The following is an 11,469-nucleotide window of genomic DNA, read 5'->3' on the forward strand; positions in this document are numbered from 1 at the left end:
GAAGGGAACAGACATGACGGAGATCCTCCCCAGCTATCTGCAGGGAGCCTGGTGGACGCCCGGCACGGATACCGATGCGGCCGAGGTGCGCGATGCGTCGACCGGCCGGGTCGTCGCCCACGTCTCGACGGAGGGCATCGACCTCGAGGGCGCGCTCACCTATGCCCGCCGGGCAGGACAGGCCTCGCTCGGTGAGCTCACGTTCCATCAGCGCGCCGTGCTCCTCAAGCAGCTCGCCCTCGCCCTCACCGCGCGCAAGGAGGAGCTGTACGAGATCTCGAGCCGTACCGGCGCCACCCGCCAGGACTCGTGGGTCGACATCGACGGCGGGATCGGGGTGTTGTTCGCCTACTCCAGCAAGGGACGTCGGGAGCTCCCGAACGCGAAGGTCTATGTCGACGGCGGCATCGAGAACCTCTCCAAGGACGGCTCCTTCCTGGGTCGGCACATCTACACCCGACTCCCCGGTGTCGCGGTACAGATCAACGCGTTCAACTTCCCGGTCTGGGGGGCGCTGGAGAAGTTCGCCCCCGCCTTCCTCGCGGGCGTGCCGACGGTGGTGAAGCCGGCCACCCCGACCGGGTATCTGGCAGAGGCCATGGTGCGGATCATGGTCGAATCGGAGCTCCTTCCCGAGGGCTCGCTGCAACTCGTATCCGGCGGCGTCCCCGGACTTTTCGAGGCTCTCCGGCTGGGAGACCTCGTCGCCTTCACCGGGTCCGCATCGACCGCCGAACGGCTGCGCGCCCACGATGCGGTGCAGACCGGCGGCGTGCGCTTCACGAGCGAGACCGACTCGATCAACGCCTCGATCCTGGGGACGGACGCGGTCTCCGGGACCCCCGAGTTCGACGCCTACGTCCGACAGCTCGTGGCCGAGATGACCACGAAGGCCGGTCAGAAGTGCACCGCGATCCGGCGCGCGATCGTGCCGGCCGAAGCTGTCGACGACGTCATCCGCGCCGTGCAGGCCCGCCTTTCGGAGCGCGTCGTCCTCGGCGATCCGCGCGCCGAGGGGGTCACGATGGGTCCGCTCGCCTCGACCGCCCAACGCGACGAGGTGCTGCGCCAGGTGTCGCGCCTGCAGGAGGGCGGCGGCGAACTGGTGGTCGGATCGACCGACGCACCGGACGTCCGTCACGACGACGGCAGTGAGGGACCAGCTCCGGACGGCGCATTCGTCGCGCCGATGCTGCTCCGCTTCACCGACCCCGAGAGCGCGGCGGTCAACGAGATCGAAGCGTTCGGCCCGGTCTCGAGCATCCTCGGCTATCGCACCCTCGACGAAGCGAGTGCTCTGGTCGCCCGCGGTGGCGGATCGCTGGTGACGAGCGTGGCGACGCACGACCCCGAGGTCGCTGTCGCCCTGACCACCGGAATGGCCGCCTACAACGGTCGTGTCCTGTTCCTCGACCGCGATGACGCCCGCAGTTCGACGGGTCACGGCTCACCGCTCCCGAACCTCGTCCACGGAGGGCCGGGGCGGGCCGGCGGCGGCGAGGAGCTCGGGGGCATCCGCGCCGTCCTCCATCACATGCAGCGCACCGCCGTGCAGGGCTCTCCCACCATGATGACGGCCCTGACCGGGGTGTGGCACCAGGGGGCGGACGCGCGTCCCTACCAGGAGAGCGGCGGGATCCACCCGTTCCGCAAGTCCCTGGCCGAGCTGAGCATCGGGGACCAGGTCGTGAGCGGTTCGCGCACCGTGACCCTCGACGACATCGAGACGTTCGCGGCCTTCACGGGCGACACCTTCTACGCGCACATGGACGAGACCTCCGCGGCGGCGAACCCGTTCTTCCCCGGTCGCGTCGCGCACGGGTACCTGCTCGTGTCGTGGGCCGCGGGGCTCTTCGTCGATCCGGCACCAGGCCCCGTGCTCGCGAACTCCGGGCTGGAGAACCTGCGCTTCGTGACACCCGTCTCCCCCGGCGACGAGATCCGCGTCGAGCTCACCGCGAAGCAGATCACCCCGCGCGAGACCGATGAGTACGGCGAGGTCCGGTGGGATTCGGTGCTGAAGAACCAGCGTGATGAGATCGTCGCCACCTACGACGTGCTCACCCTCGTCGCGAAGCAACAGGCGGAGGCTGCCTGAGTCCGCTCGACGCCCCCTTCCGTCGTCGACGCCCCCTTCCGTCGTCGACACCCCCTTCCGTCGTCGACACCCCCCTCCGTCGTCGACACCCCCTCGCGTCGTCGACGCCCCCTTCCGTCGTCGACGCCCCCCTCCGTCGTCGACGCCCCCTCGCGTCATCGACGCCCCCTCGAATCCGCGTCGCCCCAGCGGGGCGTGGACGACAGGACGGGGCCTCGACGACACGACAGGACGGGGCGTGGATGACAGGACGGGGTGGCGGGGTGGCGGGGGTCAGCGACGACGCAGTCCGTCGAGCGCGATGGCCACGACGTCGTCCGCCAGCCGATCCGCACCTTCCCTGCCCCCGGGTCGGTACCACTCGACGATCGAGTTGATCATGCCGAAGGTCAGGCGGGCGACGACGCTGGCGTCCATGTCGGCGCGCAGCGCGCCCTCAGCCTGCGCCTCGGACACCAAGGCCGTGATCCGACGATCGAAAGCGCGACGACGGGTCAGCGCTCGGCGCTCCACCTCGGTGTTGCCGCGCACCCGGAGCAGCAGCGTGACCGCCGGCAGCTGCGCGATCAGGACGTGCACGGCGCCGCGGAGCACATGCTCGAGTCGTGCCACGGCGCTGGCCTCGACCGCCGACGTGGGAAGCGGGTCGTCCACCACGGCCTCGAGTCCGCTGAGCGCCGCATCGAGAGCGAGGTCGAGGATCTGGTCCTTGGACCCGAAGTGGTGGTAGATCGCGGACTTCGACAGTCCGAGCCGCTCGGCGAGCATGCCGATCGACGTGGCGTCATACCCGTGCTCGTTGAAAGCGGTGACCGCGACCGCGAGGATGCCCTGCTGGTCGTATCCCGGGCGGCCGCGTCGTGTGCTCTGCATCTCTGACATCATGCACAGTCTCGCATCCGATCGTGCCGTGCGGCGGGAGCGGTGGCCGCGAGGCGTGCTCGGCCACCGCTCCCCCCGGGTCAGCGCAGGTCGTAGACCCGCTTGTACTTGCCCTCGCTCCGCGGCAGCGTGCCCGGCTCCTCGAGCTGGACGGCGACCGTGGAGCCGACGAACACCTTGATCCGCTGCGCGAGCACCTTCGCCGCGCTGGTGCAGGTCTCGACCGAGAGATCGGGGTGCCGCTCGATACGCACGGTCATCGTGTCCATCCGGCCCTCCTTGGAGAGCTCGAGGATGAAGTGAGGGGTCAACTGCTCGATGCCAAGCACCAGTTCCTCGATCTGCGTCGGGAAGAGGTTCACGCCCCGCAGGATGATCATGTCGTCGTTGCGCCCGGTCACCTTCTCCATGCGCCGCATGCCGGGCCGAGCGGTCCCGGGCAGGAGCCGGGTGAGATCGCGGGTGCGGTAGCGGATGACCGGGAAGGCCTCCTTGGTGAGGGAGGTGAACACGAGTTCGCCGAGTTCGCCGTCCGGGAGCGCGGCCCGGGTCTCGGCGTCGATGACCTCCGGCAGGAAGTGGTCTTCCCACAGGTGCGGGCCATCCTTGGTCTCGAGGCACTCGTTGCCCACACCCGGTCCCATCACCTCGCTGAGCCCGTAGATGTCGAGGGCGTCGACGCCGAGGCGCAGCTCGAGCTCCTGCCGCATCTCGTTCGTCCACGGCTCCGCCCCGAGCACCGCGACCCGGAGCGAGGTCGAGCGCGGGTCGATGCCCTGAGCGACCATCGCATCCGCGATCGTCAGGAGATAGCTCGGCGTGCAGAGGATCGCGTCCGGCTCGAAGTCGCGGATGAGCTGCACCTGTCGCGCGGTCTGGCCGCCGGACATCGGGATGACCGTGGCTCCGAGCGCTTCGATTCCTGCGTGCGCACCGAGCCCTCCGGTGAAGAGGCCGTAGCCGTAGGCGTTGTGCACCTTCATCCCCCGGCGGATGCCGCTGGCGCGCAGTGACCGAGCGACGAGCGATCCCCAGCGATCGAGGTCGCCGCGGGTGTAGCCCACGACGGTCGGACGCCCCGTGGTACCACTGGACGCGTGGATGCGAGCGACGTCCTCCATCGGAACGGCGAACATGCCGAACGGGTAGGTTTCGCGCAGATCGTCCTTCGTCGTGAACGGCAGCCGTTCGACATCGGCGAGGGTGCGGATGTCGTCGGGGTGCACTCCGGCGTCATCGAACTTGCGCGTGTACAGGGGCACGTTCGCGTAGGCGTGGCGCACGGTCTGCTGCAGGCGGGTGAGCTGCAGGTGCTCGATCTCCGCTCGACTCATGCGTTCCTCGGCGTCGAGCTCGTCGGCCGAGGGCGGGTGGATGCGGGTGGATGCGGCGGTCGTCATCGACACGGGAGACTCCATCGGATCGGGGGGTCAGAAGGTCTGGTTGGTGGTGCGCGAGCGGCCACGGAACTCCGCGACCGTGTCGCCGAGCTCATCGACCACGGTCACGTCATAGATGCCGGAGCGGCCGGTGCGGGTGCGGCGGACGGCCGTCGCGGTCAGCGTCTGCCCGGAGACCGTGGACTTCAGGAACGAGATGTCGGCGCCCGCGGCGACCGTGACCCGGTCGTCCTCGTTGCAGGCGATCGCGAACGCGGTGTCGGCCAAGGCGAACACGAAGCCCCCGTGCGTGATGTGGAACCCGTTCGTCATGTCGTCACGCACGCGCATCGAGACCACGGCGTGGCCGGGGTCGTCGCGCTCGACGACGAGTCCGAGTGCGGCCGAGGCCTGATCGCGCTCCATCATCGCGCGGTTCGGCCGCACCGCATCCGTGGTGCGCGTCATCGCTTCCGTCATCGTCGACCTCCTCGTCGCGTGGTGTCGCGGCAGCGGTGCCCCGACAGGCTCATACTAACTGAACGATCGGTTAGTAATGAAGCCCGACGCGAAGATCGGTTTGCGGGAAGGCGTCAGCCGAAGATCAGCGCGTTGCGCAGGGTGGCATCCTCCAGCGTGATCCCGGTGATCACGGCGCCGTCGTCGCCGACCGAGTCACGGTCGAGACGGAAGCGCAGCGTCACACCCTCTCGGGTCGACCACTCGTAGAAGTACTCGCCCGAGGAGACGATACGAAGATCCGTGCCTTCCGGGAATGCGGCGACGGCGACGGAGACGGGATCCCCGACCTTCACGCCGTCTGCGGACGGAAGCGCCGCTCCGTCATCCGACCGATCGCCGACGGTGTTCGCGATCCCCACGGTGAGGGCCGAGACCAGCGTCCCGCCTTCCTGCGTTTCGAGCAGCAGCGACGCGGAGTCATCCGCGGCGATCAGTCGCGTCGGTCCCCCTTCCCACTCGGGTTCCTGGATGCGGGCTCCGGGCGCCGCCGCGATCGCCTCGTCGAGCTCGACGCCAAGCTGCACCGGCCCGACGCCCACCGGAGTGATCTGCCAGGCGCTCCACGGCGCGGCCGGGTCGGCTGCCGCGGGCGTGTCGACGGGCGCAGGAGGGTTCGCCGTCAGCTCGTCGATCAACATCCGCCGAGCCTCCTCCGCGCGATCGCGCAGCAGCGCTGCGGCGGCCTCGGCGTCGAACGCCGGCTCGCCGGTGAACGGCTGCCACACCTCGACGATCACGTTCCCGACCGAGACGTAGCTCTTGTAGAGGCTGTGGCCACCACCGGTCGAGTAGGTGATGATCAGCGAGCCGGCAAGGGCTCGGATGCCGCCGTCGCCTTCTGCTGTCGAAGAGGCGAAAGTGGCCGGTCCGCCGAACTCGAATTCGACGCACTGCGCCGCCGCATCGACATACTGATCCATTCGGGCCTTCGCGGCCTCTTCGTCGGCGAACTGGAGCACGTGGAGCCACCCGTCGCTCCCCTCCTCCGCCGTCGTCCAGGTGACGGAGCGCGCACCGATCGACCCCAACGAGGTCTCGGCCGCGAGCGCGCTGCAGATCGCGGGAACGGGCTCGGGGCCACCTCCATCGGAGACCTGGATCAGGGAGGAGACCGCCGGGCTGACCTCTCCGACATCGGGGAGCATGGCCGCGATCTCGTCGGCACTCAGGAGGAACCAGTCCAGCTCGTCTCCGACGAAGGCGATCGGCCCCGCATAGGGATCGGGCGTCGGAGCGACCGGAGCGGTGCTGGGCTCCGGCGTCGATTGCGGAGTCGGCGCGCAGCCGGCGAGCGCCACCAGGACACCCACCGCCAGAGCACCGATCACGCTCTTTCCGACCGACAGCTTCTGCGACATGTGTCCCCTCCGATTCCTCTTCGGCGTCGGACCCGACACCCCGTTTCCGACGAGCCTAGGGCGAGGCTGCCGACCGGCGACGAGCGCCCAGGATGTCGATATCGGAATGAGACGGTGAACATTCCCCGCCGGGCATGAATCCGGGGTCAGAGAAGCTCGGCGTGGGCCTCCCCCGTCCTCGCCACCGCCCTCGCCTCGTCGACGGTGCGTGCGCCGAGCACCGCTTCGGCAGCCCGACGGCAGTCCTCCTCGCTCACCACGGAGAGGGCCTCGGCGACGCGGCCGAGCGACCGCGGAGTCATCGACAGCGAGGTCGCACCCAGGCCCACGAGAACCGGGGCGAGTGCGGGATCGCTCGCGGCTTCCCCACACACTCCGACGGACTTCCCGGCCGCCCTCCCTGCCTCGCCGACGATGCCGATCAGGCGCAGGACGGCCGGCTGCCACGGGTCGTTCAAGTCGCCGAGATCACTCAGGAGGCGGTCGGCCGCGAGCGTGTACTGGGCCAGGTCGTTCGTTCCCAGACTCACGAAGTCGACCACCTCGAACAGCTCCGCGGCGAGCAGCGCGGCCGAGGGAGTCTCGATCATGATGCCCACGCGTTCGATCCCCGCAGCACGAGCCCGCTCGGCGAACTCCCGCGCTTCTTCGACCGTCGCGACCATCGGAGCCATCACCTCGACCCGCGCCGACTCCGCTTCTGCGGCCCGGGCGAGCGCCCGCAACTGATCGTCGAGGAGCTGCGGACGACGACGCGCGATCCTCAGACCGCGGACCCCCAGGGCCGGGTTGTCCTCGTGATCCGCATTCGCGAACGGGAGAGGCTTGTCACTTCCGGCATCCAGCGTCCGAACGACCACCTTGCGGCCGGGGAAGGCAGCGAGTACGCCGCGGTATGCGGCGGTCTGTTCCTCGACCGACGGGGCGTCCGCCCTGTCCAGGAAGCAGAACTCCGTCCGGAACAGCCCCACGCCCTCCGCGCGCGCCGCCGCCGCGTTCACGGCGTCCGCGGCCCCTCCGACGTTCGCGAGCAGCGCGACGCGGTGCCCGTCTGCGAGACGCCCGGTCCCGTCGAAATCCACCGTGGTCGCCGCTGCCGCCGCTTCCGCGACCCGTGACTCCGGCGGGTCGACCTCGACCGTGCCGCGGCCGCCGTCGACGAGAAGCGTCGCCCCGACGGGGATGCCGACGGCGCCGGCCACACCGACCACCGCGGGAAGCCCGAGCGAGCGAGCGATGATCGCCGTATGGGAGGTCGGACCTCCCTGCTCTGTCACGAGGCCGACGCACCGCCCCTCGCCGAGCGTCGCCGTGTCGGCAGGCGACAGGTCGGTCGCGACGAGCACGAACGGCTCCTCACGCTCCGGCACCCCCGGCATGTCGACTTGGAGGATCTCGGCGATGATCCTGTCGCGCACGTCACGGATGTCCGCCGCGCGCTCCGCCATGCGACCGCCCAGTGCGGTGAGGCCCTTCTCGTGCGCCAGGCCGGTCTCCCACACGGCACGGGCGGCACTGCGCCCCTTCGCACGGACCAACGCGGTCGCCTCCGAGACCAGCTCGGGATCGGAGGCGAGCAGCCGCGACGCATCGAGGATCGCCCGCGCCTCCCCCGTGGCCTGGGCAGTGCGCGTCCGCAGCTGGTCCGCCACCGCCACGGCCGCCCATTCGATCGCTGACACTTCGGCATCGCGCTCCTCCACCGCAATGACGGCGTCCGCATCGGGTTCGGCGACGGCCGGCGCGAGGTGCACGACGGGGGCCGCGACCCGACCGGGGCTCACCCCGCGTCCGCGCAGCACGGCGCCGGAGGCGATCGTGACTGGGGCGTCCTCGACAGCGGCGGAGCCGTCGGTGGGGGCAGCCGGGGCGGGGGCGGGCGCTGCCGCGTCCGTTCCCTCGCCGAACCCGTCGTCGAACAGCGCGGACAGCCGCTCCGCCACGGTGGCGGCCTGTGCCCCTCTCACCGTCAGTTCGATCTCATCGCCCTGCCGCGCACCGAGGACGAGGAGACGCGAGAGGCTCGCCGCCGACGCATCGGGTCCGTCGGGAAGTCGTCGCAGCCGCACCTCCGCCCCAGCGGACGCCTCGGCGATCAGAGCGGCGGGGCGTGCGTGGAGCCCCTGCGGATTGCGCACCCGCACACGACGAACGAGCGCCTCGCCGTCGCCCTCGACCGCGGAGGACGACGCAGCATTGGATGAATCCGTCGCGGAATCGGGTGCGGGCGCGGCGTCGTCCGGGACGCCGAGCTGCCCGGTCTTCGCCCCGAGCGCGGAGGTCGCCTCGGACGCCACCGCATCCAGGTCGCTCCCCGCCGCGGCCGAGACGACGGCGGCGAGCAGCCCCTCCACGAACGGCGCGGGAGCGAGCCGGACCGGTACGTCGCTCGCGCGCAGTTCGAGCGCGAGTTCCGCACTCAGCACCGCCGACCCGAGGTCCATCAGGACCAGGACTCCCTCGCAGTCCGCAGCCAGCTCATCGATCGCCGCGGCCACCGCCACGGCGTCCGTTCCGAGGACCGGCACGCCGTCGCCGTCCACGCCAGCGCCCGCGGCCACCCGCACGCGCACAGCGGGCCCCTGGACCATCTGCAGGGCAAGCTCCAGTGCCGCCTCCCCGAGCCGTGCGCTGTGGGAGACGGCGACGATACCGATCATCAGGCGCTGCCCGCGACCGCCGCGGCGAGCGTGTCGAAGAGGATCGCCGTGGACGCCGCCCCGGGGTCGAGGTGACCGGCGCTGCGCTCGCCGAGATAACTCGCCCGTCCCTTGCGTGCGACCAGCAGCAACGTGGCGTCTCGGCCCTTCTCTGCGGCATCGGCCGCGGCGGTGACGGCGTCCGCGACGGTCGAGCCCTCAGCGAGCGCGGCGTCCATCGCATCGACGGCAGGCGCCATCGCATCGAACATCGTCTTGTCCCCCGCTTCGGCCTTGCCCCGCGCGACGATGCCGTCGAGCCCCGCACGCAGCGCGGTCGCGAGGGCAGGGCCGTCGAGCTCGGACACCGCGCCCGCGGTCATCCCCATCCGCAGGAAGAAGGTGCCGTAGAGCGGCCCACTGGCCCCACCGACGGAACTCACCAGGGTCATGCCGACCGTCTTCAGCAGCTCATCGATCGTTCCGGGTGCGCCCCCTGCGAGCTTCTCGCCGACGGCACTCATCCCTCGGGCCATGTTCGCACCGTGATCGGCGTCGCCGATGGCCGAGTCGAGTTCCGTGAGCCAGTCACGCTTCTCGGTGACGGCCGTGCCGAACCGGGAGACCCAGTCGGCGAGGACGGCGGTGTCGACAGCAGCCATCAGGCGCCCCACCGCAGACCGGGGGTGTTGACCGGCGCGTCCCACAGACGCAACAGCTCGTCGTCCGCCTTGAGCACGGTGACCGAGCATCCCGCCATGTCGAGCGAGGTGATGTAGTTGCCCACGAGGTTTCTGGCGATCTGGACCCCGGACTTCTCGAGGATCGCCGCCACCTCGCCGTACATCAGGTAGAGCTCGATGAGGGGTGTCGCGCCCATGCCGTTGAGCATCACGATCGAGGGGCCGGTGGCGTCGAGGTCGGCGAGGATCGGCTCGACGAGCTGCCGCGCGATGTCCGCCGCGGGGGCCAGTGGTTCACGGCGACGGCCTGGCTCACCGTGGATACCGATGCCGATCTCCATCTGATCGTCCGGCAAATCGAAGGTGGGCTTCCCTGCCGCGGGCACGGTGCAGCTGGTGAGCGCCATGCCCATCGAGCGGCCCTGCCCGTTGATCTTCTCGGCCAGCGCGACGACGGCGGCGAGATCGCGGCCCTCCTCCGCGGCGGCACCCACGAGCTTCTCGAGCAGCACGGTCAGACCGACACCGCGACGCCCCGCCGTGTACAGGGAGTCCTGCACCGCGACGTCGTCGTCCACGGTGATGCTGCCGACCTCGATCCCCTCCATCGAGGCGAGCTCGGCGGCCATCTCGAAGTTCAGCACGTCGCCCGTGTAGTTCTTCACGATGTGGAGCACACCGGCCCCGCGATCCACGGCCTTGGTGGCCACCTGCACGCGGTCCGGCGTCGGGGAGGTGAACACCTCTCCGGCGACCGCGGCATCCAGCATCCCGGTTCCGACGAAGCCGCCGTGCAGCGGCTCGTGACCGGAGCCGCCCCCGGAGACGATCGCGACCTTGCCCTGCGCCTTCGGCGTCGCGCGAGTGATCACGTGGTTCTCGAGGTCGACGGAGAGCTCGGGATGAGCGAGCGCGACCCCTCTCAGAGATTCGACGAGAACATCTTGCGGGGCGTTGATGAGCTTCTTCATCATTCGATCTCCTTTGATCCTTCGTGGTCTCTTTCGCAAAATCCGAAAGGAATTCGTTAATGTCGAATATGCTCGGAGCCAGCCGGGTTGTCAAGATCATTCGTGAAGCCCGGCTCCACTGACACCGGCTCGACGACGCACCGGAAGGAGGGCTCCCCGTGATCCAGGCGATCGACCGCGCGGCGAAGATCCTCGAACTGCTCCAAGGAGCACGCCACCTCGGCATCACCGACCTCGCCGCAGCGCTCAGCCTGCCGCCGTCGACGGTGCACGGGATCGTCAAGTCGTTGCGCGCGCACGGGCTCGTCGCGAAGGAACGCGGGGGCCAGCGCTACATGCTCGGCCCGACGCTCCTGCGCCTGAGCAACGTGTACCTCGACACCCTCGATGTGCGCGCGCGGGCGATGCGCTGGACGCAGGAACTCGCACGGCGCACGAACCTCTCGGTGCGGCTGGGTGCCCCGCACTTCACCGATGTGCTCGTGATCCACCACAACCTGCGCCCCGACGACAGCCAGCAGATGCTGGAGACCGGGGTCGCGATTCCCGCGCACGCCTCGGCGATGGGCAAGGTCCTGCTCGCCTACGACCAGGGCTTCCAGCAGAGCGTCTTCGAACAACCGCTGCGCAGCCTCACCGGCGACACGATCACCGATGTCGCACGGTTGACCCTGGAGCTGCCGTCGATAGCCGAGCGCGGGACCGCCGGTGAGTTCGACGAAGCCGTGCTCGGGGAATCCTCGCTCGCCGCACCGGTCGCCGATGCCTCGAACGACATCGTCGCGGCCGTCGCCGTGGTGCTGCCAACCTCGCAGACCCCGGCCTCCGACGCGATCCTCAACGCCCTCCGGGAGACGGCCCGCAACATCTCACGCGAACTCGGTGCCACCACCTGGCCGCCGCGCGTCGCACCCGCCGACGACTGACCCCGCCGGCT

At 70.1% G+C, this 11,469-nt stretch carries 9 protein-coding genes and 1 pseudogene; 2 read left to right on the forward strand and 8 right to left on the reverse strand.

From position 1 onward, the window contains the following. The first annotated feature begins 13 nt into the window (after nt 1-13). The gene (paaZ, locus tag LVJ59_RS05750; RefSeq protein WP_232762325.1) at nt 14-2,098 is read left to right on the forward strand and encodes a phenylacetic acid degradation bifunctional protein PaaZ; all 2,085 of its coding nucleotides are present in this window, start codon (nt 14-16) and stop codon (nt 2,096-2,098) included. Between the two features lie 273 nt (nt 2,099-2,371). Here paaZ and LVJ59_RS05755 read toward each other — a convergent pair whose 3' ends face one another. The 8 genes and pseudogenes from LVJ59_RS05755 to dhaK form a co-directional block, all read right to left on the reverse strand. Further along, a complete protein-coding gene (locus LVJ59_RS05755) occupies nt 2,372-2,980 on the reverse strand; it encodes a TetR/AcrR family transcriptional regulator (RefSeq protein ID WP_232763156.1) in 609 nt (202 codons plus the stop codon). An 80-nt stretch (nt 2,981-3,060) separates the two neighbouring features. Beyond that, the gene (gene paaK / locus LVJ59_RS05760) at nt 3,061-4,386 is read right to left on the reverse strand and encodes a phenylacetate--CoA ligase PaaK (protein WP_374199035.1); all 1,326 of its coding nucleotides are present in this window, start codon (nt 4,384-4,386) and stop codon (nt 3,061-3,063) included. A gap of 24 nt (nt 4,387-4,410) precedes the next feature. Then, complete coding sequence (gene paaI, locus LVJ59_RS05765; RefSeq protein ID WP_232762326.1) at nt 4,411-4,839, reverse strand: hydroxyphenylacetyl-CoA thioesterase PaaI; 429 nt, start codon at nt 4,837-4,839, stop codon at nt 4,411-4,413. Nucleotides 4,840-4,952: 113 nt separating this feature from the next. After that, complete coding sequence (locus tag LVJ59_RS05770) at nt 4,953-6,239, reverse strand: hypothetical protein (RefSeq protein ID WP_232762327.1); 1,287 nt, start codon at nt 6,237-6,239, stop codon at nt 4,953-4,955. A gap of 146 nt (nt 6,240-6,385) precedes the next feature. Then, nucleotides 6,386-8,056, reverse strand: coding sequence for a phosphoenolpyruvate--protein phosphotransferase (gene ptsP / locus LVJ59_RS05775; RefSeq protein ID WP_374199069.1), 1,671 nt, complete (start codon nt 8,054-8,056; stop codon nt 6,386-6,388). A 108-nt stretch (nt 8,057-8,164) separates the two neighbouring features. Next, nucleotides 8,165-8,899: pseudogene (locus LVJ59_RS18160) on the reverse strand (HPr family phosphocarrier protein); the annotation flags it as partial. After that, nucleotides 8,899-9,540 (reverse strand): dihydroxyacetone kinase subunit DhaL, encoded by a 642-nt coding sequence (gene dhaL, locus LVJ59_RS05780; RefSeq protein WP_232762329.1) that lies wholly within the window; start codon nt 9,538-9,540, stop codon nt 8,899-8,901. The pseudogene LVJ59_RS18160 and the gene dhaL, both read right to left, overlap by 1 nt. Continuing rightward, entirely contained in the window at nt 9,540-10,532 is a 993-nt protein-coding gene (dhaK, locus tag LVJ59_RS05785; RefSeq protein WP_232763158.1) for a dihydroxyacetone kinase subunit DhaK, read from the reverse strand. Before dhaK ends, dhaL begins: the two co-directional genes overlap by 1 nt. Before the next feature lie 158 nt (nt 10,533-10,690). Between dhaK and LVJ59_RS18040 the strand changes: the two genes are divergently transcribed. Continuing rightward, nucleotides 10,691-11,458, forward strand: coding sequence for an IclR family transcriptional regulator (locus tag LVJ59_RS18040; RefSeq protein ID WP_047522738.1), 768 nt, complete (start codon nt 10,691-10,693; stop codon nt 11,456-11,458). The last annotated feature ends 11 nt before the right edge of the window (nt 11,459-11,469 follow it).

Origin of the sequence: Microbacterium sp. KKR3/1 (genome assembly GCF_021272365.1) — a bacterium.
In the GTDB taxonomy this organism is placed as follows: Bacteria; Actinomycetota; Actinomycetes; order Actinomycetales; family Microbacteriaceae; genus Microbacterium; species Microbacterium aurugineum.